At 71.2% G+C, this 25,696-nt stretch carries 31 protein-coding genes, 1 tRNA gene and 1 pseudogene; 14 read left to right on the plus strand and 19 right to left on the minus strand.

Annotation, left to right across the window (positions count from 1 at the left end; translation table 11 throughout):
* From HBH26_RS20795 to HBH26_RS14660, 3 genes are all read right to left on the minus strand, one after another.
* On the minus strand, positions 1 to 684 hold the full coding sequence (locus HBH26_RS20795; RefSeq protein WP_239024824.1) for an energy transducer TonB: 684 nt from the start codon (positions 682 to 684) through the stop codon (positions 1 to 3).
* 5 nt (positions 685 to 689) lie between these two features.
* Complete coding sequence (locus HBH26_RS14655; RefSeq protein WP_168135385.1) at positions 690 to 1,859, minus strand: alpha-hydroxy-acid oxidizing protein; 1,170 nt, start codon at positions 1,857 to 1,859, stop codon at positions 690 to 692.
* A gap of 109 nt (positions 1,860 to 1,968) precedes the next feature.
* Positions 1,969 to 2,394, minus strand: a complete 426-nt coding sequence (locus HBH26_RS14660) for an organic hydroperoxide resistance protein (RefSeq protein ID WP_168135386.1) — start codon at positions 2,392 to 2,394, stop codon at positions 1,969 to 1,971.
* A 134-nt stretch (positions 2,395 to 2,528) separates the two neighbouring features.
* Here HBH26_RS14660 and HBH26_RS14665 point away from each other — a divergent pair, with 134 nt between their 5' ends.
* The gene (locus HBH26_RS14665; RefSeq protein ID WP_168135387.1) at positions 2,529 to 2,957 is read left to right on the plus strand and encodes a MarR family winged helix-turn-helix transcriptional regulator; all 429 of its coding nucleotides are present in this window, start codon (positions 2,529 to 2,531) and stop codon (positions 2,955 to 2,957) included.
* Positions 2,958 to 3,053: 96 nt separating this feature from the next.
* Here the strand turns inward: HBH26_RS14665 and rplA are convergent, their stop codons facing one another.
* The 8 genes from rplA to HBH26_RS14705 all read right to left on the minus strand — a co-directional run bounded on the left by rplA (position 3,054) and on the right by HBH26_RS14705 (position 8,306).
* Positions 3,054 to 3,746, minus strand: coding sequence for a 50S ribosomal protein L1 (gene rplA, locus HBH26_RS14670; protein ID WP_168135388.1), 693 nt, complete (start codon positions 3,744 to 3,746; stop codon positions 3,054 to 3,056).
* Positions 3,747 to 3,750: 4 nt separating this feature from the next.
* Positions 3,751 to 4,182, minus strand: coding sequence for a 50S ribosomal protein L11 (gene rplK / locus HBH26_RS14675; protein ID WP_168135389.1), 432 nt, complete (start codon positions 4,180 to 4,182; stop codon positions 3,751 to 3,753).
* A gap of 158 nt (positions 4,183 to 4,340) precedes the next feature.
* Positions 4,341 to 4,937, minus strand: coding sequence for a hypothetical protein (locus HBH26_RS14680; RefSeq protein WP_168135390.1), 597 nt, complete (start codon positions 4,935 to 4,937; stop codon positions 4,341 to 4,343).
* Between the two features lie 10 nt (positions 4,938 to 4,947).
* The gene (locus tag HBH26_RS14685; RefSeq protein ID WP_239024830.1) at positions 4,948 to 6,201 is read right to left on the minus strand and encodes a M48 family metalloprotease; all 1,254 of its coding nucleotides are present in this window, start codon (positions 6,199 to 6,201) and stop codon (positions 4,948 to 4,950) included.
* Entirely contained in the window at positions 6,201 to 6,956 is a 756-nt protein-coding gene (locus HBH26_RS14690) for a hypothetical protein (protein WP_168135392.1), read from the minus strand. The genes HBH26_RS14685 and HBH26_RS14690 overlap by 1 nt, the downstream gene beginning before the upstream one ends.
* A 126-nt stretch (positions 6,957 to 7,082) precedes the next feature.
* A complete protein-coding gene (gene nusG / locus HBH26_RS14695) occupies positions 7,083 to 7,619 on the minus strand; it encodes a transcription termination/antitermination protein NusG (protein ID WP_168135393.1) in 537 nt (178 codons plus the stop codon).
* A 38-nt stretch (positions 7,620 to 7,657) separates the two neighbouring features.
* Positions 7,658 to 7,855: a preprotein translocase subunit SecE gene (gene secE, locus HBH26_RS14700; protein WP_168135394.1), complete on the minus strand. Its 198-nt coding sequence runs from the start codon at positions 7,853 to 7,855 to the stop codon at positions 7,658 to 7,660.
* Between the two features lie 220 nt (positions 7,856 to 8,075).
* On the minus strand, positions 8,076 to 8,306 hold the full coding sequence (locus HBH26_RS14705) for a hypothetical protein (protein ID WP_168135395.1): 231 nt from the start codon (positions 8,304 to 8,306) through the stop codon (positions 8,076 to 8,078).
* A 215-nt stretch (positions 8,307 to 8,521) separates the two neighbouring features.
* On the opposite strand from HBH26_RS14705, the gene HBH26_RS14710 reads away from it, so the two are divergent.
* Together HBH26_RS14710 and HBH26_RS14715 are read left to right on the plus strand one after the other, a co-directional pair.
* The gene (locus HBH26_RS14710; RefSeq protein WP_168135396.1) at positions 8,522 to 8,908 is read left to right on the plus strand and encodes a hypothetical protein; all 387 of its coding nucleotides are present in this window, start codon (positions 8,522 to 8,524) and stop codon (positions 8,906 to 8,908) included.
* A 170-nt stretch (positions 8,909 to 9,078) separates the two neighbouring features.
* Positions 9,079 to 9,348, plus strand: a complete 270-nt coding sequence (locus tag HBH26_RS14715; protein ID WP_168135397.1) for a hypothetical protein — start codon at positions 9,079 to 9,081, stop codon at positions 9,346 to 9,348.
* 318 nt (positions 9,349 to 9,666) lie between these two features.
* On the opposite strand, the gene HBH26_RS14720 is transcribed toward HBH26_RS14715, so the two are convergent.
* The 3 genes from HBH26_RS14720 to HBH26_RS14730 all read right to left on the minus strand — a co-directional run bounded on the left by HBH26_RS14720 (position 9,667) and on the right by HBH26_RS14730 (position 14,051).
* Positions 9,667 to 9,743 (minus strand) — tRNA-Trp (locus tag HBH26_RS14720).
* 36 nt (positions 9,744 to 9,779) lie between these two features.
* Positions 9,780 to 12,050 carry a putative bifunctional diguanylate cyclase/phosphodiesterase gene (locus HBH26_RS14725; RefSeq protein ID WP_168135457.1) on the minus strand — a complete coding sequence of 757 codons (2,271 nt, stop codon included), beginning with the start codon at positions 12,048 to 12,050 and terminating at the stop codon, positions 9,780 to 9,782.
* A 264-nt stretch (positions 12,051 to 12,314) separates the two neighbouring features.
* Positions 12,315 to 14,051, minus strand: coding sequence for a fatty acyl-AMP ligase (locus tag HBH26_RS14730; protein WP_239024825.1), 1,737 nt, complete (start codon positions 14,049 to 14,051; stop codon positions 12,315 to 12,317).
* Positions 14,052 to 14,140: 89 nt separating this feature from the next.
* Here HBH26_RS14730 and HBH26_RS14735 point away from each other — a divergent pair, with 89 nt between their 5' ends.
* The 5 genes and pseudogenes from HBH26_RS14735 to HBH26_RS14755 all read left to right on the plus strand — a co-directional run.
* Positions 14,141 to 14,689 (plus strand): regulatory protein RecX, encoded by a 549-nt coding sequence (locus HBH26_RS14735; RefSeq protein WP_338057403.1) that lies wholly within the window; start codon positions 14,141 to 14,143, stop codon positions 14,687 to 14,689.
* Between the two features lie 151 nt (positions 14,690 to 14,840).
* On the plus strand, positions 14,841 to 15,332 hold the full coding sequence (locus HBH26_RS14740) for a cold shock domain-containing protein (protein ID WP_338057405.1): 492 nt from the start codon (positions 14,841 to 14,843) through the stop codon (positions 15,330 to 15,332).
* Positions 15,329 to 15,793: a DUF192 domain-containing protein gene (locus HBH26_RS14745; protein ID WP_168135400.1), complete on the plus strand. Its 465-nt coding sequence runs from the start codon at positions 15,329 to 15,331 to the stop codon at positions 15,791 to 15,793. Before HBH26_RS14740 ends, HBH26_RS14745 begins: the two co-directional genes overlap by 4 nt.
* Positions 15,794 to 15,920: 127 nt before the next feature.
* Entirely contained in the window at positions 15,921 to 16,352 is a 432-nt protein-coding gene (locus HBH26_RS14750) for an NADH:ubiquinone oxidoreductase subunit NDUFA12 (RefSeq protein WP_168135401.1), read from the plus strand.
* A gap of 194 nt (positions 16,353 to 16,546) precedes the next feature.
* A pseudogene (locus tag HBH26_RS14755) lies at positions 16,547 to 16,780 on the plus strand (DUF2155 domain-containing protein); the annotation flags it as partial.
* A 35-nt stretch (positions 16,781 to 16,815) separates the two neighbouring features.
* Here HBH26_RS14755 and aat read toward each other — a convergent pair.
* The 5 genes from aat to HBH26_RS14780 all read right to left on the minus strand — a co-directional run bounded on the left by aat (position 16,816) and on the right by HBH26_RS14780 (position 20,072).
* Entirely contained in the window at positions 16,816 to 17,538 is a 723-nt protein-coding gene (aat, locus tag HBH26_RS14760) for a leucyl/phenylalanyl-tRNA--protein transferase (RefSeq protein WP_168135402.1), read from the minus strand.
* 85 nt (positions 17,539 to 17,623) lie between these two features.
* Positions 17,624 to 18,016: a hypothetical protein gene (locus HBH26_RS14765; protein ID WP_168135403.1), complete on the minus strand. Its 393-nt coding sequence runs from the start codon at positions 18,014 to 18,016 to the stop codon at positions 17,624 to 17,626.
* A 71-nt stretch (positions 18,017 to 18,087) separates the two neighbouring features.
* On the minus strand, positions 18,088 to 19,392 hold the full coding sequence (locus tag HBH26_RS14770; protein WP_338057406.1) for a Y-family DNA polymerase: 1,305 nt from the start codon (positions 19,390 to 19,392) through the stop codon (positions 18,088 to 18,090).
* A gap of 21 nt (positions 19,393 to 19,413) precedes the next feature.
* Entirely contained in the window at positions 19,414 to 19,806 is a 393-nt protein-coding gene (locus HBH26_RS14775) for a PIN domain-containing protein (RefSeq protein ID WP_168135405.1), read from the minus strand.
* Entirely contained in the window at positions 19,803 to 20,072 is a 270-nt protein-coding gene (locus HBH26_RS14780) for a type II toxin-antitoxin system VapB family antitoxin (RefSeq protein WP_168135406.1), read from the minus strand. The genes HBH26_RS14775 and HBH26_RS14780 overlap by 4 nt, the downstream gene beginning before the upstream one ends.
* A gap of 100 nt (positions 20,073 to 20,172) precedes the next feature.
* On the opposite strand from HBH26_RS14780, the gene HBH26_RS14785 reads away from it, so the two are divergent.
* The 6 genes from HBH26_RS14785 to HBH26_RS14810 all read left to right on the plus strand — a co-directional run bounded on the left by HBH26_RS14785 (position 20,173) and on the right by HBH26_RS14810 (position 25,691).
* Positions 20,173 to 21,168 carry a cysteine synthase A gene (locus tag HBH26_RS14785; RefSeq protein WP_168135407.1) on the plus strand — a complete coding sequence of 332 codons (996 nt, stop codon included), beginning with the start codon at positions 20,173 to 20,175 and terminating at the stop codon, positions 21,166 to 21,168.
* Positions 21,169 to 21,181: 13 nt separating this feature from the next.
* Complete coding sequence (locus tag HBH26_RS14790; RefSeq protein ID WP_168135408.1) at positions 21,182 to 21,487, plus strand: hypothetical protein; 306 nt, start codon at positions 21,182 to 21,184, stop codon at positions 21,485 to 21,487.
* Positions 21,488 to 21,780: 293 nt separating this feature from the next.
* Positions 21,781 to 22,335: a division/cell wall cluster transcriptional repressor MraZ gene (locus tag HBH26_RS14795; RefSeq protein WP_338057407.1), complete on the plus strand. Its 555-nt coding sequence runs from the start codon at positions 21,781 to 21,783 to the stop codon at positions 22,333 to 22,335.
* Entirely contained in the window at positions 22,332 to 23,264 is a 933-nt protein-coding gene (rsmH, locus tag HBH26_RS14800) for a 16S rRNA (cytosine(1402)-N(4))-methyltransferase RsmH (RefSeq protein ID WP_338057408.1), read from the plus strand. The genes HBH26_RS14795 and rsmH overlap by 4 nt, the downstream gene beginning before the upstream one ends.
* Position 23,265: 1 nt before the next feature.
* Positions 23,266 to 23,985 carry a hypothetical protein gene (locus HBH26_RS14805; RefSeq protein WP_168135410.1) on the plus strand — a complete coding sequence of 240 codons (720 nt, stop codon included), beginning with the start codon at positions 23,266 to 23,268 and terminating at the stop codon, positions 23,983 to 23,985.
* The gene (locus tag HBH26_RS14810) at positions 23,982 to 25,691 is read left to right on the plus strand and encodes a peptidoglycan D,D-transpeptidase FtsI family protein (protein WP_168135411.1); all 1,710 of its coding nucleotides are present in this window, start codon (positions 23,982 to 23,984) and stop codon (positions 25,689 to 25,691) included. Before HBH26_RS14805 ends, HBH26_RS14810 begins: the two co-directional genes overlap by 4 nt.
* Positions 25,692 to 25,696 lie beyond the last annotated feature (5 nt).

Raw genomic sequence — 25,696 nt, forward strand, 5'->3', positions numbered from 1 at the left:
TCAGCGCTCCAGCCACCAGCGCTGCTGCCAGGCGCGCTCCTCCGCCACCGCGCGGCCGGCGGTGTCCTGCGCGGGAGCGTAGCGGAAGCGCTCTTCGATCAGGCGGCACGTGGCGGCGTCCAGCGCGGCGTCGCCCGCGCTGCGCTGGACGCGGCAGCGACGCGCGTGCCCGTCCGTGTCGACGGTGAAGCGCACCGTCGCGATCCCCTCCGCGCGGGTGCGGCGCGCCTCCGCGGGATAGTCGCGATCCTCGATCCGGCCGGACAGCAGCCGCGCGCGCCGGCCGCCGTCACCGCTGCCGCCTGCGCCGTGGCCCCAGCCGCCGGTTGCCGCCCCCGTGCCGCCACCCGACGCGGCCGTGCCGGCGAGGGGAGCCGCGCCCTCGTCCGGCAGCACCGCCGCGACGGGGGGCGGCGGGCGCGGCGCGACGGGCGGCATCGGCGCCACCACCGGGGTACGGCGCGCCTGCCGCCCCGCCGCGCCGGCGACTCGCGGCGCCCGCGCCGGCGATCGGACCCGCTCGTCACGCGATGGTGGCGGAGGAGGAGGGGGCGCGACGTCGAAGGTCGAGAGCGCGGTCTCGCTTGCCGGGCGGGCCACGCGCGGACCACCCGACAGCAGCAGGAACAGCAGGCCCGCATGGACCAGCGCGACGAGCGCGGCGGATGCGATCCGCTCCCGCATGGCCGTCAGCGGTCGGTCCGCACCGCCCCCGCTTCGCGCACCGCCGCGATCGTCGGCCAGCCGTCCACCGCCATCAGCAGGTCCGCCTCGGCGAGCAGGCAGCGCAGCACGTGCGCGCAGCCGCGGTCGCCGCCCAGCGCCAGGCCGTAGCTGTACGGGCGGCCGACGCCGACCAGGTCCGCGCCCAGCGCCACCGCCTTCACCACGTCGCTGCCCGACCGGATGCCGCTGTCGAACAGCACCGGGACCCGGCCCGCTGCCGCCTCCGCCACCGCGGGCAGCATGTCGATCGCCGCGATGCCGCCGTTCGCCTGCCGACCGCCGTGATTGGACACGTAGATGCCGTCCGCCCCGCCGTCGATCGCGCGGCGCGCGTCGTCGGGGTGGCAGATGCCCTTCAGCACGATGGGCAAGCTCGTCAGCGACTTCAGCCACGGCAGGTCGTCCCACGTCAGCACCTTGCCGAACGTCGCGCCCCAGGTGCCGATGGCGGTGCGCAGGTCCTCCTCGGGCGGCTGGGCGAGCAGCCGGCGAAAGGCGGGATCGACGAAATAGTTCTGCAGCACGTGGCCGCGCAATTGCGGAAAGTTGGACACGTTCAGGTCGCGCGGGCGCCAGCCGGTGACCCAGGTGTCCAGCGTGACGACGATCGCCGCATAGCCTGCCGCCTCCGCGCGCGACACCAGGCTGGCGGCGACCTCCGGATCGCGCGGGGTATAAAGCTGGAAGAAGGCGGGCACGTCGCCGCACGCGACCTTCACGTCCTCCAGCGGGTCGTTCGACAGCGTGGAGGCGGTGAGCGGCACGCCGGTCGCCGCGCTCGCGCGCGCGGCGGCGAGGTCGCCGTGGCTATCCTGCGTGCACAGGCCGGTGACGCCGATCGGCGCCATGAACAGCGGGGAGGGCAGGTCGAGGCCGAAGGCGCGGACGGACAGGTCGCGCCGCGCGCTATCCACCATCATCCGCGGCACCATGCCCCAATGGCGGAAGGCGCGCGCATTCTCGTCCTGCGTCCACTCGTCGCCGCAGCCGCCCTGGACGTAGTTCAGCACCGACGGCGGCATCGCCGCCTCCGCCCGCGCCTTCAGCGTGGCGAAGTCGACCGGCCATTCCGGAACGATCCCGGCCAGGCCCGCACCGTAGATGGCGGTCTGCAAGTCACCGTAATGCGCCATGAAACGATATCCTCTTCCGGCCGCGACCATCGCGGCGGGAGAGGGGATTGTCGAGCGCAGGTTCGCCGGCGCCGCCGTCCCGGGGTAAAGCGACGGCGCCGGCGCGGCGTCAGGCCAGGGTCAGCCCGACGTCGAGATTGTTGCGCGTGGCATTGGAATAGGGGCAGATCTGGTGCGCCAGCGCGACCAGCTTCTCCGCGTCGGCGCGCTCCACGCCGGGCAGGTCGACCAGCAGGTCGGCGGTGATGCCGAACCCGCCCTCGCTGCGCGGGCCGATGCCCACGGTGGCGGTCACCTCCGCCTCGGCGGGAACCTTCATCTTCAACTGGGCGCCCGCGGCCTTCAGCGCGCCGATGAAGCAGGCGGAATAGCCCGCCGCGAACAGCTGCTCCGGATTGGTGCCGCTGCCGCCCGCGCCGCCGAGTTCCTTGGGCGTGGACAGTTTCACGTCGAAGCTGCCGTCGTTGACGATGGCGTGGCCGTCGCGCCCGCCGGTCGCGTGGGCGGTGGTGCGGTATTTGACGTCGACGGCCATGACGAGCTCCTATCCATGCTGCGATATAGATTATCGCGATAATTGATATGTGGGGTCGATCGTTGCCCTTGTCCAGAAAAAAGGTATCGCGATATCCTGTTTTGCGACACCGACGACGATCGAGGACATCGACCATGGCCGAGCCCGCGCCGCTCGACGATCAGCTCTGCTTCGCGCTCTATGCCGCCTCGATGGCGGTGCAGCGCGCCTACAAGCCGCTGCTGGACGGGATCGGCATCACCTACCCGCAATATCTCGTGCTGCACGTGCTGTGGGAGGAGGAGGCGCGCAGCGTCGGCGCCATCGCCGAGCGGCTGGCGCTCGAATCGAGCACGGTGACGCCGCTGGTCAAGCGGCTGGAAGCGGCAGGCTTCGTGACCCGCGCGCGCGATACTGCGGACGAGCGCAGGGTGGAGGTGCGGCTGACGACGCGGGGGAAGGCGGTGCGCGAGGAATGCGGCTGCCTCGCCGATGCGGTGGTGGAACGGTCGGGCATGACCCTGGCGGAGCTGGGCGAGCTCAACGCGCGGGTGCGGGAGTTGCGCGACGCGCTGGTGCGATAGACCGTCGCTGCCGGTCGCGTCCTCGCCGGCGTGGGGAAGCGAAAAGGGCCGGGATCGCTCCCGGCCCTTCGTGTTTTTCGGGTGAGGATCGGCGCCTTACGCGCCTGCCACCTCGGCCACGTCCACCTTGATGCCGCTGCCCATCGTCGAGCTGATCGCCACCTTGCGGACGTACTTGCCCTTCGCGCCCGACGGCTTGGCCTTCACCACCGCGTCGACCAGCGCGTCGAAGTTGCGGCGCAGGTCCGCTTCCGCGAACGACGCCTTGCCGATGCCGGAGTGGATGATGCCGGCCTTCTCGACGCGATATTCCACCTGGCCGCCCTTGGCCGCCTTCACCGCCTCGGCGACGTTCATCGTCACGGTGCCCAGCTTCGGGTTCGGCATCAGGCCCTTGGGGCCCAGCACCTTGCCCAGCCGGCCGACGACGCCCATCAGGTCCGGCGTCGCGATGCAGCGGTCGAAGTCGATCTTGCCGCCCTGGATCTCCTCCATCAGGTCCTCGGCACCGACCACGTCGGCCCCGGCCTCGCGCGCCTCGTCGGCCTTGGCGCCGCGGGCGAACACGCCGACGCGCACGGTCTTGCCGGTGCCGGCGGGCAGCGTCACCACGCCGCGGACCATCTGGTCGGCGTGACGCGGGTCGACGCCCAGGTTCAGCGCGACCTCGATCGTCTCGTCGAACTTCGACGTGGCGCCCGACTTGGCCAGGGCGATCGCCTCGTCCACGCCGTGCAGCTTCTCACGATCGATCGTGACGGCCTTCTGCTTCTTCGTCAGCTTCGCCACGGTCTCAGCCCTCCACCACTTCGAGGCCCATCGCGCGGGCGCTGCCTTCGATGATCTTCGTCGCCGCCTCGATGTCGTTGGCGTTCAGATCCTTCATCTTCGTCTGCGCGATCTCGCTCAGCTGGCTGCGCTTGATCTTGCCCGCGGACACCTTGCCCGGCTCCTTGGAGCCCGACTTCAGGTTCGCCGCCTTCTTAATGAGGAAGGTCGCCGGCGGCGTCTTCGTCACGAAGCTGAACGAGCGGTCGGCGTAGACGGTGATGACGGTGGGGAGGGGCGCGCCCTTCTCCATGTCGCCGGTCTGCGCGTTGAACGCCTTGCAGAATTCCATGATGTTCACGCCGCGCTGACCCAGCGCGGGGCCGATCGGCGGGGAGGGGTTGGCAGAGCCCGCGGGCACCTGCAGCTTGATGTAGCCGGTGATCTTCTTTGCCATGTCACTCTCTGTGCTGGACCGGCGCGGGGCGCCCGTCCGTGTTCAAGTCGAGCGGTCCGATCGGGCGCGTGCAACGCGCCCTCCCGCAAGCCATCCATCGCTGTAGACGCTGGAAGGCGGCGCGCTTAGCGCAAAGCGCCGCCAATCGCAATGGCGGCTCAGCCCAGTCGCGCGCCGTCCGCCATGGCGGTGAAGTCCGGCAGGGCGGCGTCGAAATAGTGGAGCGCCGCGCCGTCGAGCGAGACGAGGTACAGCTTGCCCTTCACCACCGCCATCACCGCGCGCCCGCGCCGCTTCACCTGGTCCTCGCCGACGTAGCTATAGTCGAAGCGCAGCCCCGGCGTGCCGAGGAAGGTGGCAGGCGACACCCCTTCCGCCGCGAACACGGTCGCGCCGGCCTTGATCCGGTAGTAGCTCTCCAGCATCGAGACGAGATCCTGCGGCGACATGTCGGCGCGGAAGACGGGGACCTTGCGGTCGTCCTTCTTGCGCTGTTTCGCGATGGCCTGGCCGTCCGGCAGCCCGCCGATGAACCCGATCGAATCGAGCAGCGGCCCGTTCTCGGTCCAATTCTCTTCCCAGGCGACGTCGTACCTGCCCCGGGGCGAACGGTTCCACGCGATGCCGGGCCGCACCGTCATGCTGCCCTTCGCCACCGTGACCGGAGCCGCGGGGACGAGCGCGTAGCGCGGGCCGCCGCAGCCGGCGAGCGCGAGGGACAGCGCCGCGACGGCGGCGAGACGGCGGTGATGCATGATGTTCCCCTTACTGGTTGATGCTGAAGCGGATCATGCCCGCGTCGTTCGCGCCGGGGCGCTCGGCGAGGTAGCGTCCCAGCGCCGCCTTTCCCTCCTCACCCCGGCCCTGTTTCAGCAGCGCATAGCCGTGCGCGCGCCACGCCTCCGCCGGCGCATCGGCATGGCCGATGGCGGCGGCATAGGACGTGGCGGCGCGCTGCGCGTCGCCGGCCTCGTCGCGCAGGCGATAGACCTCGCCCTCGTTGTATCGCAGCAGTCCGGTCCACCCATCCGCGGCCATCGCATGGACGAGGTACAGGCTGGCCCCGGGATCGTTCAGCCGCACCTGCTCTGCCAGCAGGTCCGCGCGCAGCGGCGCGACCGCCGCGTCCCAGCGCGCCTTCTGCGCATCGTAGCGCCGCCCAGTCACGACGATATCGCGCAGCTCGCGGCCGGAGACGGAGAGATCGGCCAGGCGGAGGGCGCTGGCCGGATGCGTCGACAACGCGGACAGGCTGCGGTCGCGATACTTCTTGCGGCGCCCGGCCGCGCTCGCCTTTCGCTCAGCGATCAGCTGCTCCCACACCATCGCCGCCGCCTCGGGCGGGTAGCCGGCCTCCTCGATCAGCTTCACGCCGTAGGCGTCCGCCTCACGCTCATGCTCCCGCGAGTAGCTGAGGATGGACAGCACCAGCGACGCGTTGATCGCATTGGCGAGATCCATCCAGTTTGCGCCCGCGCCGCCCGCGCCCGCCGTGATGCCGGCACCGACCGAGGCGCCGGCCTGGACGAAGGCCATCACGCCGGTCTTCGCCTTCGTGTCGCGCCACCGGCTGAGCGAGTGGCGGCGCAGGTAATGGCCGCATTCGTGGCCGAGGATCGAGGCGAATTGCGCCTCGTCCCGCATCCGCGCGAGCAGCCCGGTATTGACCAGCATCATGCCGGTGGGGAACATGGAGGCGTTGAAGTCCGGATCGTGCACCACGTAGACGCGTGTCTCGCCTGCGCGGTCGCCCACCAGGCGATCGACCACCTGCTTGGCATAACGCTGGAACGCGGGCGAGGGCAGCAGCAGGTTGCTGCCCGCAATCTCCTCCTCCAGCCGCTCGCACGACTGCCACATGCCGCGCTCGTCGCGCTCGGTCGGGCGGAAGCCGACCGGGGCCAGCGCGGTCATCGCCGCCGGGTGGATGCGCGCGTCGGCGGCGCCGGCCCTCGCGTGGAAGGCGCAGGCGCAGGCTCCGCCCAGGACGGCGCGGCGGGACCATTGCTGGCGGGCCATCACCGGGCCGCAGTCTTGATCGTGCCCTTCGGTCGGCTCGCGCCCGGTTTCATCTTGCCGAGGAGATTGGCGACCATCTTGTCCGCGCCATCCTGTTCGCGGATGTCGCCGCTGCCCGAGGCGAGCGTATTGAACCAGACGACCCTGCCCGTCTTCAGATCCACCAGCGACGCGAACGCCTCCTGACGCCCGCCGCCCGGCATCATGCATACGCCGACCATGCAGCCCAGGAACGCCACCGCCTGCACCGCCACGCGGCCAGTGCTGGAGAAGCTGTCCTGCGCCCGCACGAACAGCGCGTAATCGTAGCCCGACGCCTGGCCGTAGGCGATCGCCTCCTCCCCCAGCGTCCAGTCGAAGCGGTCCTTCTTCGTCGGCAGCTTCGGCCCGGCATATTTATGCAGCGCGATCGACTGGCCGACCGCGGCGTGGAGGCGTTCCAGCTCGGCGACCCGGACTGGATCCATGCCGGCCTCGGCGCGGGTCGACACGATCCTGACGCTGCCGCCGCGGCCCTGCTGCTGCGCCTCGATCGCGCGGACCAGATTGGCGCGCGCGGCGTTGGTCCAGTCTTCGCGCTGCTCGAACCCGCCTCCGGTGGTGATCGAGCCGACCGCCACGTCGGGCCGCATCACGACCAGGCGATAGCTGCCCTCGGGCGGCACGAAGCCGGTGTCGGCCATCTGCTTCGTATGCGTGCACGCCGCCAGCGCGAACGCAGCCCCCGCCGCGAGCGCGATCGTCCGCCCCATCATCGCTTCCCCCCTCGCGCCATCCCCGCGGCGCAGGGACGGTGGTCGCGTGGTTCGGCCGCGAAGGGAAGGCGCGCGATTACCCGATTAGAGACGCCACGGAACGCTGCCGCGCGGCAAACCTGGCGCCTACTTGCTGCGCTCGACCTGCTCGAAGTCCAGCTCGACGGGAGTGGCGCGGCCGAAGATCGACACGCTGACCTTCACCTTGGACTTGTCGAAGTCCAGCTCCTCCACGGTGCCGTTGAAGCTGGCGAACGGGCCTTCCAGCACCTTCACCGCGTCGCCGATCTCGTAGTCGACCTTCACCTTGGTCTTCGGCGCGGCCGCGGCTTCTTCCTTGCTGTTCAGCATCCGCGCCGCCTCGGCGTCGCTGATCGCCTGCGGCTTGCCGGAGGAGCCGAGGAAGCCCGTCACCTTGGGCGTGTTGCGGACGAGGTGGTAGACGTCGTCGGTCATCGCCAGCTTGGCGAGGACGTAGCCGGGCATGAACTTGCGCTCCACTGCCACCTTCTTGCCGCGGCGCGCCTCCGTTACCGTCTCCGTGGGCACCTCGATCTGCTCGACCAGCTGCTCCAGGCCCATGCGGGTGGCCTCCGCCATGATCGAGTCGCGGACCTTGCCCTCGAAGCCCGAATAGGCGTGGATGATGTACCAGCGCGCCATGGCGTCTCTCTCGTCTAACGTCGTTGTTACGGGCGAATTTACTGGGCGAGGCCGAGCAGGCCCTTCACGACCGCGTTGAACACGGAGTCCACCGCGAGGAAGAACAGCGCCAGGATCGTGGTCATGATGACGACCATCACGCCGGTCATCATCGTCTCCCGGCCGGTCGGCCACACGACCTTCGCCGTCTCGGCGCGGACCTGGCGGATGAACTCGATGGGGGTCGTCTTGGCCACGTTGCTCTCAGCCTTGCAAGTCGGTTCCCGCACATGGGTCCGCCACCCCCTGGGCTGGGCGCCGCGGGGGTGAAGGCCGTCCGTGCTGTCGGATGGCGTGTGCATCTAGCGACTGCCCGCCGACGAAGCAAGGGCGCGAAGCCGGGATGCCGTTCGGCCAAACGAGAAGGGGACCGGGCGCGTGGCGCCCGGTCCCCTCGAACTCAACGTCGCGATGCGATCAGTTGCTGTCCGAATCGTCGCTGTCGTTCACGATCGCGATCACGCCGATCGCGGCGATGCCCGCGAGGATGACGGCGGCGAAGATGCCGCCACCGGCCAGCTCGCTCTTGTTCGACGACGCGGTCGCGGCGCGCGACTTGGCGACCGACAGGCTGGCGGCCGGGTTGGCGGCGAGCGCCGGCGAGGCCATCAGGGTGAGGGCGGCGGCCCCGGCGAGAAACGAACGCATGAATATTCCTTTCGTAATCGCGCCGTCCCCCGGCGCGGTTGCGTCAACGCGCGAACCGCCTTTCCGGCCCACGCTGAGGTCCGGCGAAACGATCCGGGCCTCACTCTAGAGAAAAGATTGCGAAAACGCTACCGCCGGTAGCACTTTCAAGAACAGCGGTGCGAAGATGACGCACAGCAACCTTCGGAAACACTGAAAAGCGGAGAGAAACGACGATGTCCGGATGGAGGATCCTGGCCGTCCTGCTGGCCGCCGGCGTGGCCACGCCCGCCGCGGCGCAGGTCGCGGTGGAGGGCAATGGCGCGCGGGTGGACGGGCGCTGGGGCGGGGAGGTGGGCGTCGGCTACGGCTTCGGCGCGGCCGGCTTCCGCCTGACGCCGATCGTCGGCGGGCTGATCGCGGACGGCGACACCCGCGTGTACGGCAAGGTGGAGGCGACGTACGCCATCCCGCTGCTCGCCACCATCGGCGTGGGCGTGCGCGCCGGCGAGGACGACACGACGCCCTATGGCACGGTCGCGCTGCCGTTGGCGCCGCTGCTGTCGTTGAAGGGCAATGTCGGCGACGGCTATTACGCGCTGGGATTGAAGCTCAGCCTCTGACCGCCGGGTTGGCGAGGCGCGCCAGCCTTTCCGGCGCGTCGGGCCACGATCTGGCGCGCGGGGCGGACGACCTGCGCCCGTCACGGTGTGTTACGTCAATGGCACACTTCCTGCTTCTCCCGCGATGTCGGTGCGCGACGGGCGCGCCGCGAGACGCGAGGAAGAGAAGCATGAAGATCCGAGCCACCGCCGCCGCCGTCCTGGCGCTGCTGTTTCCCGTGGCGAGCGCCGCGTCGCCGCGGGACGTGACCGTCACCGACACGTATCGCGCCAGCTACGATGCGAAGCGCGACCGATACTGCCTGAAGTTCTACGCCAGCCTCGCCGAAGGGCCGCGGCCGGGACCGGTCGGCCAGCTGTGCCAGTCGAAGGCCGGCTGGGCGAAGGAGGGGATCGCCATCACCCGCCGCCCACGCGCGCCGACGCTTGCCGCCCGGTAGGGGGTGCAGGCGTCCTATCGCGCGCGGCGTGCCAGTACGACCATGCTGCCCATCGCCGCGATGGCGCCCAGCGCACCCACCGCCATCACAATGCCGCCTGCGACTTCCATGATCCTCTCCCCGCCGGTTCGCCGGCCTCTTTGTCGACACGCAGGATGTCGCGGGTTCGCCTTTTAGGCAAGGGGCGAGGGGCGATGGGGGGCAAGGCGGGGCAGGCCGGAAGGCGCGCTACGTCTTCGCGCTGGCGGTCACGCCCGCCTTCATGCTGGTGTCGACCTTGTTGAAGGAGCTCTTCAGCTGAACGCGGGATCGGGAAAGTGGCAGGAGTGGAGGGATTCGAACCCCCGGCCCTCGGTTTTGGAGACCGATGCTCTAACCAGCTGAGCTACACTCCTTCGCCGCCGCCCCTGTGACGCGCGCGCCTGCCCGCGTCAAGCCGCGCGGGTGACGCCGCTGCCGCGGGTGGCCAGGCTGCGCGCCTCGTCCACGGGCAGCGGGCGGCCGAAGTAGAACCCCTGGATCCGCGTGCAGCCGAGCTCCTGTATCATGCCCAGTTCGCCCTCGGTCTCCACGCCCTCCGCGGTTGTCGCCATGCCCAGGCTGTTGGCCAGCGCCACGACCGCGCGGATGATCGCGATCGCCTCCGGCGTGCCGCGCGCGGCGGCCTGCACGAAACTGCGGTCGACCTTGATCGACGAGAAGCGCGTCCGGCTGAGATAGCCGAGCGAGGAATAGCCGGTGCCGAAATCGTCGAGGCTCAGCTTCACGCCCAGGTCGAGCACCCGCTCCAGCACCTTGGTCGCGCCGGTTCCCTCGCGCAGGAACACGCTCTCCGTCACTTCCAGCTCCAGCCGGTGCGCGGGCAGACCGCTCTGCGCCAGCGCGGAGGCGACCACCTGCACGAACTGCGGGCTGTGCAGCTGCTCGGGCGATACGTTGACGGCCACCGTCACCTCGGCGGGCCAGCGCGCCGCCTCCTGGCAGGCGGTGCGCACCACCCACTCGCCGATCGGCGCGATCAGCCGCGTCTCCTCCGCGATCGGAACGAACTTGGCCGGGGAGATCGCGCCCAGTGTCGGGTGCTGCCAGCGCAGCAGCGCCTCGAACCCGCGCAGGCTGCCGTCGTCGGCGGTGACGACCGGCTGGTAGTGCAGGTGCAGCTCGCCGTTCTGCAGCGCCTTGCGCAGCGCCAGCTCCAGCACGCGGCGCTCCTCCGCGTCGCTGTGGAATTGCGGCTCATAGGCGTGGAAGACGCCGCCGCCGCGCTCCTTGGAGCGATAGAGCGCGAGGTCGGCGGAGCGGACCAGCGTCTCCGCGGTCTCGCCGTCGCGCGGAGACGTGGCGACGCCCACCGATGCGCCGATGTACAGCGTGTGCTCGTCGACGTCGTAAGGCTGGCTCAGCCGGTCGATGATGCAGCGGGCGAGCCCTTCGACCTTCGCCGGATCGCGCGCGTCGCGCACGACGACGGCGAACTCGTCACCGCCCAGCCGGCCGACGATCTCGTTCTCGCCCATCATCTGCGCCAGCCGCTCGGATACGCGACCAAGCAGCCGGTCGCCGACCGGGTGGCCCAGCGTGTCGTTCACCGCCTTGAAGCGGTCGAGGTCGATCATCATGAACGCGCAGCGCGTGCGCCAGTGCGCCGCCTCCTCCAGCGCGCGGGTCAGCGCCTCGTTGACGTGGAGACGGTTGGGCAGGCCGGTCAGCGTGTCGAACCGGGCCATCCGCGCGATGCGGTCGGCGGTCACGCGCTGCTCGGTCACGTCGGAGCCCACGCCGCGGAAGCCGGCGAACGTCCCCTGCGCGTCGAAGCGCGGACTGGCGGTGATCGACCACCAACGGGGCTTTCCGCGGATCGACACGGGCAGCGCCAGGTCGCGCACGCTGTCGCGCGCCTTCATCTTCTCCGCCAGCTCGCGCAGCGCCGGGGCGACGTCGCCGCTCTCCCACGTCGGGCCGGCGAGCAGCTGGAGGAACGGCATGCCGTCGATCGCGGCGGGATCGAGTCCGCAGGCGTAGGCGAAGCGGGGAGAGGCCTTCACGATGCGACGGGCGGCGTCCGTTTCCCACAACCAGTCGGCGTTCGCGTCGCCGAACTCGCGCAGCAGCATGGAGACGGTCTCGTCGCGCTCCACCAGCGTCAGCTCGGAGCCGCGCAGGTCGACCAGCGCGCGCGCGCGCCCGATCGCGATCACGATCAGCAAGCCGGCGAACAGCGTGGTGGCCGCCGCGGCGACGTGCGCGCCGCCCAGCAGCAGCGGCACCGCCACCGCCGCGGCGATGCCGCCGATGAACAGCGCGGCGGCGACGACCAGCGGCGCCAGCGCGATGGCGGCCGCGGTCATCAGGACGGACAGCACCATCCACAGGCCGACCGCGCTCGCCGGCGCCGCGGCCGGCCCGAAGACGAGCGGCACCGCCGACCAGGCGAGCGCCAGCGCCGCCCCCTCGACATAGGTGCCGCGGATCTCGGCGACGTCCGCGTAGCCGTCGGAGGCGTCGGGCGTGCGCAGCCGGCGAAAGGCCGCCGCGGGGGCGAGCACCGCGATCGCGCCCAGGAACAGCTGGAGCTGCCACGCCGGCACCAGCCCCGCCACCATCATCGCCACGATCACCGCGCCGACCAGGTGCGCGGCGAGCATGAATAGCGCCAGCTGCCGCGCGCCGTGCAGCTGCGCGGACCGGATGCGCGCCCACATGGCGGCGTCGTCGCCCGGCGCGAGGCCGAGCAGCGCGCCCAGCGGCAGCGGAGCCGACGAGGGCGGCTCGGGCGACGGAGGGGAAGGGGGGACGCTCACGCCCACCACCTTAAAGGAGATCAGGTTGAGCAATGGTTGATGGGGTTGACGGCTATGACGTCGGCCCTCCCGGCGGGACCGCGTGTCTCGTGAGCGGACGATGGATCGCGTCGCCCACGCGAGGTTTCGCTCGAAGCGGGAGGTGATCCCCCTCCCGCGTCCGCTTCAGGCCGCCAGATCGTACGGCTTGATCTCGCCCGACAGATACAGGTTGCGCGCCTTCGCGCGGCTCAGCTTGCCCGAGCTGGTGCGCGGCAGCGTGCGCGGCGGGATCAGCTCCACCACGCAGTTCATGCCGGTGACGGAGCGGACGCGCTCGCGGATCTCGTCACGCAGGCGCACGCGCTCGCCCTCGTCGCTGCTGCGGCACTGCACCAGCACCGCTGGCGTCTCCTCGCCGCCCGGCGTGGTGATGGCGAAGGCGGCGATGTCGCCCGCCTTGAAGCCGGGCAGCTGCTCCACCGCCCACTCGATGTCCTGTGGCCAATGGTTACGGCCGTTGACGATGATCATGTCCTTGGCGCGGCCGACGATGAAGATGTAGCCGGCGGACATGTAGCCCATGTCGCCGGTGTCGAGCCATCCGTCCTTCAGGCAGGCGTCGGTGGCGGCCTCGTCGCGGAAGTAGCCGACCATCACGCTGGGGCCGCGGCACCAGATCTTGCCGATCGCGCCGTCGGGCAGCGGGGTGCCGTCCTCCTCGCGGACCTCCACCTCCATGTCGCGCACGGGCTTGCCGCAGTTCACGATCGCGCGGAAGCGCTGCGGCCGGTCCCCCGCGGCGTGGCCGCCGGACAGGTCGGTCTCCTCCACAAGCTCGACGCGGATGCCCTCGCCCACCGGCATCAGCGACACCGCCAGCGTCGCCTCGGCGAGGCCGTAGCTGGGCAGGAAGGCGCTCGCCTGGAACCCGGCCTCGGCGAAGGCGTCGACGAAGGCCTGCATCACGTCGGGACGGATCATGTCCGCGCCGTTGCCCGCCACGCGCCAGCGCGACAGGTCGAACCGGTCCGACGCCTTGGTCTGGGACGAGATGCGACGCGCGCAGATGTCGTAGCCGAAGGTCGGCGAGTAGCTGAGCGAGGTGCCGGGATTGCGGCTGATGAGGTCCAGCCACGACAGCGGCCGGCGCGCGAAATCCTCGGTCTTCAGATAGTCGGTCGACACCTGGTTCGCGACCGGCGACAGGAAGCAGCCGACCAGCCCCATGTCGTGATACCACGGCAGCCAGGAGACGCAGCGGTCCTCCGCCGCGATCTGCACGCCATGCGCGTGCGCCGCCAGGTTCGACAGGAGCGCGCGGTGCGTGATGGCGACGCCGTGCGGGAAGCGGGTCGATCCGCTGGAATATTGCAGGTAGCAGATGTCGTCCGTTCCGGCCTCCGGCAGCGGCGCTTCCGGCGCCTCGCGCGTCAGGAAGTCCTCCCACGCCACCCCCTCGACGCCCGCCGCCTCGGCCGCGGCGCCGGCCATGGCGCCGATCTCGCCGGGGAACACCAGCAGCCGCGGATCGCAGCTCGCCAGCTGGACGCGCAGCTGGTCGATGTACGATTCCTTCCCGCCGAACGAGGTCGGCAGCGGCAGCGGCACCGGCCAGGCGCCCGCCATCACCACGCCGAAGAACAATTGCGCGAACTCCGCGCCCGTCTCCGCCACCAGCGCGACGCGATCGCCCGCCCCGATGCCCGCGGCGACGAAGCGGTGCGCCGCCGCCTCGGCATCGCCGCGCAGCTCGGCATAGGGATAGCTGCGCACCAGCGTGCCGCGCGCGTCGTGGAAGTTCAGCCCGCGCGTCCCCTTGGCGGCATAGTCCAGCGCCTCGCCCAGCGTCGCGAAATCGCTGAAGCGGCGCGGCAGCGTGTCGGCCGTCGGCGTCGGCATCATGGCGGTCTCACTGGTCATCAACATCTTGTACCCTATGGCGGCGATACGCCTGCGCAATGATCCGGCGTCCATCCCTGCGCGAGCGCAGCGTTCAAAATCGGTTGCCAGTGTGGCACAAACATGGCGTGCCCACCCCGTCGAGACGTTCCCCGCCCCCTCCGCTCGACGCCGCGGCGCTCGACCGGCTCGCGCTGCGCTACGTCGAGCGGTTCGCCACCACGCGCGGGCGGCTGGCCGACTATCTGTCGCGCAAGCTGCGCGAGCGCGGCTGGACCGGCGAGGCGGCGCCCGATCCCGCCGCCGTGGCGGAGCGGATGGCCGGGCGCGGCTACGTCGACGATCGCGGCTACGCGGCGATGAAGGGTGCGGCGCTGACCCGGCGCGGCCTCGGCGCGCGGCGCGTCGCGGACACCCTGCGTGGCGCCGGCATCGCCGCGGACGACGCCGCGCCGGTGCTGGAGGAGGCGCGCGAGCAGGCGTGGGACAGCGCGGTAGCCTTCGCCCGGCGCAAGCGGATCGGCCCCTTCGCCGCCGCGCCCGCCGAGCCGAAGCTGCGGGAGCGGCAGTTCGCGCAATTGCTGCGCGCCGGGCACGCCATGGACGTGGCACGGCGGCTGGTGGCGATGGCGCCCGGCGAACTGCCCGATCCGGAATGAGCCCGCGTCGCGCGGCTTGTGCGGGCAGGCGAAGTTGCTAAGCCCCGGTTAGGGGTAACGCGACGTGCGAGACGAAACATCCGCACCCGCCGGCGATGGCACGGACATCGCGGGTCGGGAAACTGACGCCGGGGCGGCACCGCCCCGGGCGGTGGGCGGCGTGCTGAAATGGTTCGACGCCACGCGCGGCTTCGGTTTCCTCGTCGCGGACGAGGAAGGGATCGGCGACGTGCTGATCCACTTCAGCGTCCTGCAGAGCTTCGGCCGCCGCACCCTGCCGGAGGGGACGCGCATCGACGCCATGGCGGTGAAGGGCGCGCGCGGCTGGCAGGCGACGGAGATCCGCGCCATCGACGTCAGCGACGCCGCCGAGGTGGTGCGCGAGCGCGACCGCGCTCGGGTCGATCCCGACGTGCTGGCCGACCGCGCCGGCGACTGGGAGGACGTGGCGGTCAAATGGTTCAACCGCCTGAAGGGCTACGGCTTCCTCACCTCCGCCACGCGCGAGGGCGACATCTTCGTCCACATGGAGACGATGCGCCGGGCCGGGATCGACGAGATCCTGCCCGAACAGCCGCTGCGCGCCCGCATCGTCGCCGGTCGCAAGGGGCCCCTGGCCGTGACCGTGGCGGCGGTGGAATGAGGGCGCTCGCGTCTTTCGCCGCGCTCGCGCTCGCGCTGCCGGGCTGCAAGGGCGAGAGCGCACCCGCCGCGGCCGCGACGCCGGCCACGATCCCGCTGACGATCGAGAGCGGGGGCAAGCGCCACGCCTTCCGCGTGGAGGTGGCGCGCACCCCCGCCGCGCAGCAGCGCGGGCTGATGTTCCGCCCGCCGCTCGCCGACGACGCGGGCATGCTGTTCGCGCCCTATCCTCCCGAGGGCGGGCCGCCGCGCGAGGCCAGTTTCTGGATGAAGGACACGCCCAGTCCGCTCGACATCGTCTTCATCCGCGCGGACGGCACGATCGCCACCGTCGCGGCGGACACCATCCCCTATTCCGAAGTGCCCGTCACCTCGGGCGAGCCGGTCGCCGCGGTGCTGGAACTGCGCGCCGGCCGCGCCGCGGAACTGGGGATCGCGGAGGGCGACCGGGTCCGCTGGTAGCGGAAGGCCCATCTTCCGTTCGCGCTGCCGGCACGGACGCCGACGCCTCGACAGGCCCGGTGCCCCGGCATCCCGCTTCACACCCCGGTTGAAGCCGCGCCCGCGGGGCGGTAAGCGCGTCGCCACGATGGGCATCAACCTCAATCCCTTCACCTGGTGGACCGGCGCGAGCTGGGGCACGATCCTCTACGGCCTGCGCGGCAAGACGCAGGTGGGCGAGGATTCGCTCGGCAACACCTATTGGGAGGGCGGCAGCGACACCGCGGGCAATCCGCGCCGCTACGTCATCTACGCCGGCGCCAACGACACCAGCCGCGTGCCGCCCGAATGGTTCAGCTGGCTGCACCACCAGGTCGACCACGCGCCCGACCGCTCGCTTCCCGCGCCGCGCGCGTGGGAGAAGCCGGCGGTACCCAACCTGACCGGCACCGCGCTCGCCTATCGCCCGCAGGGCGCGCTGGAGAAGGGCGGCCGCCGCGCCTCCGCCACCGGCGACTACGAGGCGTGGACGCCCGATGGCGACGAGGCGCCCGGCGACGAGAGGGGCGCCGCGGCGTGAAGCGCGGGCTCGCGATCGGCGGGCTGGTAGTGCTGGCGGCGGGCGGGATCGCCTGGGCGGGCGCCAACCTGATCGGTCGCGGCAACGCGCCCAAGGGCGCGGTCTCCGCCGACGTGCCGCCTCCCGTGGCGGAGAGCGCCGATGCGGCCGAGGTGACCGACGAGGGCGGGCCGGTCGACGCCGGGCAGACGCCGATGGCCCAGCGCGTGGCGGTGCTGGGCGTCCTCAACAAGCGCAACGGCGTGTCGCGCGACATCTCCCTGCGTCCCGGTCAGGCGATCCGCGTCGGGGACGTCGTTGTCAGGCTGCGCGCGTGCGAACGGACCGCGCCGTGGGAGCCGGACCAGCTGACCGGCGCCTTCGTCCAGCTCGACGTGCGCGGCGCGGACCAGGGCTGGCGGCGCGCCTTCTCCGGCTGGCTCTACAAGGAGCGGCCGGCGATGAACGTGGTGCTCCACCCCATCTACGACGTCTGGCCCAAGAGCTGTACCGTAACCTTTCCCGGCACCGCTCCGTCCACGGCGCCCAGCGCGTCGAGCGCGCGGAAACCGCCCGCTCCCGCACCCAGCGCCTCGCCCGAGGCGGAGGGCGCGGCCGACGACAGCGCGGCGCCCAGCAATTCCATATAGGCGGCGCGGTCGATCTCCTGCGCACCCAGCGAGGCGAGGTGCGCGGTCATGAACTGGCAGTCCAGCAGCGTGAAACCGCCCGCCTTCAACCGCGCGACCAGATGCGCGATCGCGACCTTGGAGGCGTCGGCGGCACGGCTGACCATGCTCTCGCCGAAGAAGGCGCGGCCGAGCGCGAGGCCGTACAGCCCGCCCGCCAGCCGGTCGCCGATCCAGCACTCGACCGAGTGCGCGTGGCCCAGCGCGTGGAGGCGCAGGAAGGCCTGCTCGATCGACGGGTTGATCCACGTGTCCGGCCGGTCGGCCGCCGCCTCCGCGCACAGGGCGATCACGGCGGGAAAGGCGCGGTCGGCGGTGACGCGGAAGCGATCGGCCGCGATCGTGCGGCGCAGGCTGCGCGACAGGTGGAAGCCGTCGAGCGGCAGGATCGCGCGTCGGCGCGGCTCCACCCAATAGACGCTGCGCGCGTCGCGCGCGTCCGCCATGGGGAAGACGCCGACGGAATAGGCGCCGAGCAGCAGCGCCGGGTCCAGCGTCTCGAACGGCATGCCGCTCATCGCGGCGGATGCGAAACGCGCGCCGCGGCAGGGCCGCGACGCGCGTGAAGGGGAACCGGTGCCGCGGGATCCGCGGCGCGGGGCATCAGGCGTGGCAGGCGAGCGCGCCCTTGCCGGGCACCTTCACCTCGACCGCGTCGGTGTTGCCGGTCAGCGACCAGCCGCCCTCTGCGGTCAGCGGCTGACCCGCCTCCGCCGCCTTCAGCGTGGTGGGCGTGCCGCCCTTTTCCGTCCGGACGACGGCCTGCTTGTCGCCCTGGAAGAAGGTGACGTAGACGAGCTCGCCGCTCTTGCAGCGCATCGTCTTGTCCGCCTTGATGGCGGGGGGCAGCTCGACCGGCGCGGCGTTCGCCAGCGTCGAGGCCATCGGGTCGGGATTGGTGTCGATCACCTGCGGCTCGTTGGACTGCGAGTTGCAGGCGCCGAGGACGAGCAGCGAGGAGAGGGCGGCGGCGATGGGGAGGGGGGTCTTCGTCATAGCGGGCCTTCGCTTCGCCCATGCAGCACGGACCGTCAAGCGCGTTGTCGCAGTGCAGCGCAGCCGCGCGATCACTCGTGAAATTCGCCGAGCTCGGGAATGCGGCCGAACGCGATCTTCGTGCCCACCCGGTCCAGCCGTCCGCCATTGAGCGGTCCTACGGAAACGGCATTGCGCCCGAAGCGCTGGTTGATCCGGTCGATCGCGCGGCTCAGCGCCAGGCCGCGGGTTTCGCGCGCCAGGGGATCGTCGGCATCCAGGTGCGCGAACAGCGACGCCTGCTCGCCCGCCACCGGCTCGATCTCCGCCAGCGTCACGCCGATCATGCGGCAGCCGGTGCGATGCGCGCGGCCCGCCTCGGCCAGGCGCGGGAACAGCGTCTCCAGCCGGTCGAGCACCTGGAAGCTGTCCTGCGTGGCGGGCAGCCTCGCCGACGTGCGCCACGTCGACTTGTCGTCCTCGAACCGCGCGTGAAGCACCAGCAGCCGCGCGCGATAGCCCTTGCGCCGCAGTCGGCTGGCCGCCTTCAGCGCCAGCCGCCGCGCGGTGAGCCGCACGGGCGCGTAACCGCGCTTGCCCGGACTCAGCACGTGGCTGTGCCCGATCGTGCGGCTCTGCGACGCCTTCTCCGGCAGGTCGACGCCGTGGAGCAGGAACCACAGCCGGTCGCCGTCGCGCCCGCCCCAGGCATGGCCCGCGTCGCGCGGGCGGCGGGCCAGCAGCTGCGCGATGTCGTTCACGCCGTCGCGCGCCAGCCGCCGCTCCATCTTGGCGCCGATCCCGGCGATGTCGCGCAGCTTCAGCGGGTGAAGCGCGTGGGGCAGATCCTGCTCCTCGAACACGACCAGGCCATCGGGCTTCATGAGGTCGGACGCCAGCTTCGCCAGCAGGCGGTTGGGCGCGATGCCGATCGAGGAGGTGAGGCATTCGCCGACCCGAGCGCGGATGCCCGCCTTGATCCGCCCCGCCAGCGCCACCGCGGCGTCGCGCCCGTTCTCGTTGTCGAGCAGGCGGCACGCGACCTCGTCGATCGAGCAGACCTTCGTGACCGGCACGTGCCGCTCGATCTCCGTGATGATGGCATCGTGGAAGGCGACGTAGCGCTCGTGCCGCGCCGGCGTGACCACCAGGTCGCGGCACAGCCGCTTCGCCTCGTAGACCGGCGTGCCGGTGGAGATGCCGTAGCGCTTGGCCTCGACGGACGCGGCGATGGCCACGGTCGTGTCCGACCCCACCGGCGCGACGATGACGGGGCGTCCGCGCAGCGCCGGCTGCACCTGCTGCTCGACGCTGGCGAAATAGCTGTTCAGGTCGAGGAACAGCCAGCGCAGCGGGCGCGGGGGAAGGTCGAGGAGCGGGGAGGGCGACTCGGGCACGCCCGCGAACATAGCATGAACTTACGCCGCAGGCTCGACGTCGGTGTGGGTGAAATCGTCGCCCTTGAACAGCAGCGGCTCGCTGCGTTCCTTCGCGAGCGCGTAGGAGAAGCAGTCGCCGAAGTTGAGCCTGGCCGGATGACCGGTGCCGCGGCCATATTCGCCATAGGCTCGGCGTCCGATCTCCGCCTGGGCGGCGGTGACGGGCACGACCTCGATCCGAAGGCCGGGAAGGATGCGCTCGGCGTAGAAGGCAAGTTGCGGATCCTGGCGCCGGACGAGCACGGTGCCGAGTTCTACCCACGATCCCGCTGACATCCGGCGGGCCGAAGCGGTCACCATCAGGCGCAGCATCCTGTCGGCTTCGTCCTCCTGACACAGCATCGCCATGATCGCCGACGTGTCGACGATCACGACGCGAAGGAGCCGTCTTCGTTGTAGATCTCGTCCATGATCTCCTTCGACGTCCTTCCCTCCCACTCGGGCGGAAGATGCTGTCGTATGTCCGCCAGGACCGCCTTCATGTCGGCCATGCGGCGCTGGATCTCCGCTTCGCGTTCCTCCGCCATCTTCTCCAGCGCCGCGCGCACCGTCTCGGTCACGGTCCGTCGCGTCTGGCCGGCGAGCTCTCGCGCGAGCCGCACGGTCTCGGGATCCTTGATGTTCAGCTGAACGCCCACGTCTACCTCCTGGCCCCCGCTTTCTACCATGGCTCGGCCTTGGCCTCAATCAAGCGACCCTCGCTTGCCGTCGCGCCCGGGCGGACGCATCTGTCGCGCCATGCACACCGCGCCCGACACGCTCGCCCTCATCGGCAACACCCCGCTCGTCCGGCTGAAAGGGCCCAGCGAGGCGACCGGGTGCGACATTTTCGGCAAGTGCGAGTTCGCCAACCCGGGCGCCAGCGTGAAGGACCGGGCCGCGCTGTTCATCGTGGAGGATGCGGAGGCGCGCGGGCTGCTGCGTCCCGGCGGCACGATCGTCGAGGGGACGGCGGGCAACACCGGCATCGGGCTGGCGCTGGTCGCCAATGCGAAGGGCTATCGCACGATCATCGTCATGCCCGACACGCAGTCGAAGGAGAAGATGGACACGCTGCGCGCGCTCGGCGCGGAGCTGGTGACGGTGCCCGCCGCGCCCTATTCCTCCGCCGCGCACTTCGTCCACACCTCGCGCCGCATCGCGGAGGAGACGCCCGGTGCGGTGTGGGCGAACCAGTTCGACAACATCGCCAACCGCCGCGCGCACATCCTGACCACCGCGGAGGAGATCTGGTCGCAGATGGACGGACGGATCGACGGCTTCACCTGCGCGGTCGGCACAGGCGGGACGCTGGCGGGGGTCGGCCTGGGATTGAAAGCGAAGGACGAGAACGTCGTCGTCGCGCTCAGCGATCCCCACGGCGCCGCGCTCTACGATTACTACGCGAACGGCGAGCTGCGCGCGGAGGGATCGTCGGTGGCCGAGGGGATCGGCCAGGGGCGCATCACCGCCAATCTGGAAGGCGCGCCGGTCGACACGCAGTTCCGCATCCCCGATCAGGAAGGGCTCGACTGGATCGACCGACTGCTGACGGAGGAAGGGCTGTGCCTGGGGCTGTCCTCCGGCATCAACGTCGCGGGCGCGGTGCGGCTGGCGCGCGAGTTGGGGCCGGGCCGGCGGATCGCGACGATCCTGTGCGACACAGGCTTCCGGTATCTCTCCACGCTCTACGATCCCGCCTGGCTCGCATCCAAGGGGCTGCGGCGAATCGACAGCGGCGCGGCGAAGGGGTAGAACGACGGGACGAATGACTGCGCCCTCGCCAGACCGGAGCCATGCCGAACAGGTGCGCCAGCGCGCGCGGGTGGGGCTCGTCGGTCTCGCCGCGGTGGTGCTGCTGATCGGCCTCGCCAGCGCGATCCTCGCCACCGTCAATCGCGAACAGCCGGTGACCGCCGCCGGCGCCGCGCGGCCGGAGACGGTCGCCAACATGGCCGACGCCCCCGCCATGCCCTCCGCCGGCAGCCAGCCCCTGGTCGAGATGGGCGTCGCGCCCGCCACCGGCAACGTCGCCGCGCCGACATCGGACCCGTCGCCCGACGCCGCGCGCTGATTCGCCTGCCGTAGTGACGCGGGCGGTTCGGGGAAATCCGGGGAAGGTCCCTGACGGTGCCACGAAGTCCACCGATGTTCGTTCTATGTTCTGGAGGAGGGGCTGCGAAGTCGTGCTCGCCTTGCCTGCACGTCCGCCATCTCCGACCTTCGTAGGACGGAAAAGGTTACAAAAACGGGGCTGATCCCCGACTTTCCCCGATCCTCCCTTTCCATCCCCGCAACTCCCTGATACATCCTTCAGCAGACATTGGGGGCAGGACCAGCGTCATCTGAAGATCGGATCACTCGTCGGTGGCGGTGGCCGCGGGCGAGGCGGGAAGTCCTGTGCCCGGGTGCGAGGTGGGCGTGGCCGAAAGGGTGCAATATCAGGGAAAGGGACTGGGGCTCGTCGATCCGAAGGGTCGCGTCGCCATCCCGAACGCCCTGCGCGCCATTCTCGCGGCCAACTCGCCGCGTGACGACGGCAAGGACGGCGGCACCGTCATCGTCGCGCCGCATCCCGAATATCGCTGCCTGATCGCCTACGATCCCGCCTTCGTCGCGCTGTGGCAGGCGAAGCTCGAGTCGCTCGACGCGGCGCAGTTCGCCGCCTCGGGCCGTACCGACTGGAATATCCTCGACCGCGCCGGCGGGGCCGAGCCGCTGCCCTTCGACGGATCGGGCCGCTTCATCCTGCCCGCATTCGAGCGTCGCTACGCGCGGATCGACGAATCGGCCTATTTTCACGGCTCGTTCAACTGGATGACGATCTGGTCGCCCAAGGTGATGATGGAGACCGACGGCGTGGACGCGTTCCTGAAGGAATCCTGCGCGTTCGCGTGCGAGGAGAAGGGGATCGTGCTGTGACGCCGCACGTCCCGGTCCTGCTCGCGGAAGTCGTCGCCGCGCTCGCCCCCGCCCCCGGCGAGCGCCACGTCGACGCGACCTTCGGCGCCGGCGGCTACACCCGCGCGATCCTGTCCACCGGCGCCAGCGTCATCGCCTTCGACCGCGATCCCGACGCGCTGGCCGCCGGCCGTGTGCTGGAGAAGGAGGAGGCGGGCCTGACGCTGGTCGCGTCGGATTTCTCGCGGATGGAGCGCGAGCTGGCGTCGCGCGAGCTAGCGCCGGTGGACGGCGTCACGATGGATATCGGCGTGTCGTCGATGCAGCTCGACCAGGCGGATCGCGGCTTCTCCTTCCAGGCCGACGGCCCGCTCGACATGCGGATGAGCCGCGAGGGCGAGAGTGCGGCGGATTTCCTGAACACCGCCGACGAGGAGACGATCGCCGACGTCCTCTACCGCTACGGCGACGAGCCCAAGTCGCGCCGCGTCGCGCGCGCGGTGGTGGCGGCACGCCCGCTGGCCACCACGGGCGAGTTCGCCACGGTGGTCAGGAAGGCGCTGGGCCATCGCCCGCACGAGAAGAAGGACCCGGCGACCCGCGCGTTCCAGGCCGTGCGCATCCACGTCAACCGCGAGCTGGACGAGCTGGCCGAGGGCCTCGCCGCGGCGGAGCGCGTGCTGAAGCCGGGCGGACGGCTGGCTGTCGTCACCTTCCACAGCCTGGAGGACCGGATGGTGAAGCGCTTCCTGCGCGACCGTTCCGGCGCGGCGCCCGCGGGATCGCGGCACCTGCCGGTGACCGCCGCGGCGCGCGCGCCCAGTTTCGAGATCACGTCCCGCGCCATCCGCGCGGGCGAGGCGGAGGTGGCCGCGAACCCGCGCGCCCGTTCCGCGACACTTCGCACCGCCCGGCGTACCGCGGCGGCACCCTGGCAGTCGGAGGCGTAACATGGCGGCGATGTATCGGTTGAAGGGGATCGGCTGGCTGGGAAGCTGCGCCTTCGCGGCGATCGGCTTCTATCTCGTCTCCTCGCAGGTGGCGGCCGAGCGCAAGAAGCTGGAGACCATCGACCGCCAGATCGTGTCCGCCGAGCGCGACATCCGCGCGCTGGAGACCGAGTTCGACGTGCGCGCCAACCTGGCGCAGCTGGAGCGGTGGAACGGCGACACGCTGGCGCTGACCGTGCCGGTGGCGGCGCAGTTCGTGTCCGACGAGGGCGCGCTGGCGGCGCTGTCGCCCCGGCCCGTGGCTCCGGCGATGGGCGGGGTGCCCGGGATCGATGGGGCCGAGGTGCGCACCGCGCAGCTGATCGTCCCCGCCGCCCCCGCGCCTATGCCCGCGCTGATTCCCGTCGCCGCCCCCGTCACTGGCCCCGTCGCCGCCCCCGCGACGGCGCGCCCGGTGATCGCCGCGGTGGCGCCCGCCACGCGCCACGCCGAGACGCCGGTGGTCTCCGGTGGCACGCGCCCGCTGCCGACGCTGGTGAAGGCCGCCGCGATCCGCCCCGCCGCCCCGGTCGCACGGATGCAGACGGTCGCGATGGTGCAGCCCGCGGCGCGCGCGCGAAACATCCGCGCGGTGGCGATGCTGGACAAGTCGCTGCTGTCCGACACGACCATGGGCGACCTGATGAGCGGCGCGCGGCACGAGGGGAGCCGTCTGCGTTGACCGCACTCGTCGCCCGGCCGATCAGGACGCAGCGCGCGCCCGACCAGCGTCAGGCGATGCTGGCGACGCAGCACCTGCGCCTGATGGTGCTGATGCTGCTGTTCGGCGCGGCGGTGACCGTCATCGTCGCGCGGTTGGCGCTGCTCGGCGTGCTGGAGGGCGGCGGGGCGGATCGCGCGCGCGCGCTGGTGGCGTCGCGCGGCGACATCGTCGACCGCAACGGCGCCCCGCTGGCGCGCACGATCGACGCCTGGACGATCGGCGTCCATCCCGGCAAGCTGATCGGCGATCCGGCGACCATCGCGCAGAAGCTGGCCGACCTGATGCCCGACAAGGGCGATCAGTCGGCGTTCTACGCGCAGATCACCAAGCCGGTCAGCTTCACCTACCTCAACCGCCGTGCCAGCCCCGCGCTGGTGGAGGCGGTGAACGCGATCGGCGAGCCGGGCATCGTCTTCGAGCGGGAGACGCAGCGGCTCTATCCGCAATCGACGCTGGCCGCGCACGTTCTGGGCTTCATCAGCAACGGGCACGGGCAGAGCGGGATCGAGCGCGCGCTGGACGACCGGCTGACCGGCGCGGCCACGTCGGGCGCGCCCGTCGCGCTGTCGATCGACGCGCGCGTGCAGGCGGCGATGGAGAGCGAGCTGGGCGGCGCCATGGCCTCCATGCAGGCGCGCGCCGCCGCGGGCATCGTGCTGGACGTCGACAGCGGCGAGGTGATCTCGATGGTCTCCATGCCGCTGTTCAACCCCAACCGCGTCGGCATGGCGGGCACCGAGCAGCTGCGCAACACGGTGACGCAGTCGGTCTACGAACTCGGCTCCGCCTTCAAGCCGATCACGATGGCGGTGGCGATCGATTCGGGCGTGGTCAGCGACATGAGCCGCCGCTTCGACGCGACCGCGCCGCTCCAGGTCGGCCGCTTCCGCATCAAGGACGACCATCCGCAGAAGCGCTGGCTCAACATCCCGGAGACGCTGATCCATTCGTCGAACATCGCCACCGCGCGGATCGCCGACGAGATCGGCCCGGCGCGGTTGCAGGCGATGTTCCGCAAGCTGGGCTTCGATACGAAGCCCGATATCGAGCTGCGCGAGAAGGGTCGTCCGCTGTGGCCGACGTTCTGGGCGCGCACGACGACGATGACCACCGCCTACGGCCACGGCATCGCCGTCACGCCGCTGCACCTGGCCAGCGCCTATGCCGCGCTGGTGAACGGCGGTATCTGGCGGCCGTCCACGCTGCTGCGCGTGCAGCCGGGCCACGCGCCGCAGGGCCGCCGCGTCATCAGCGCCGACACCAGCTACCGGATGCGCCAGCTGCTGCGGCTGATCGTGCTGGACGGCACCGGGCGCAAGGCGGAGGCGCCCGGTTATCGCGTGGGCGGCAAGACCGGTACGGCGGAGGCGGCGTCGGCGGGTGGCTACGACCGCAACCGCAACGTGTCGACGTTCGCGGCGGCTTTCCCCATGGACGCACCGCGTTATGTCGTGCTGGTGATGATGGATTCGCCCAAGCGCGTGGAAGCGAACTCGTTCCAGACCACCGCGGCCTATACCGCGGCGCCGGTGGTCAGCCGCGTCATCAGCCGGACGGGCGCGATGCTGGGCGTGATGCCCGACGACCGGCGCGACGTCGACACGACGCAGATCGGCAGCCTGGTGTGGCGCGCGCCCGGCGAGCACGGGTCGCAGGGCGAGTGACGGGG

It is taken from the genome of Sphingomonas corticis, from assembly GCF_012035195.1.
GTDB lineage: Bacteria > Pseudomonadota > Alphaproteobacteria > Sphingomonadales > Sphingomonadaceae > Sphingomonas > Sphingomonas corticis.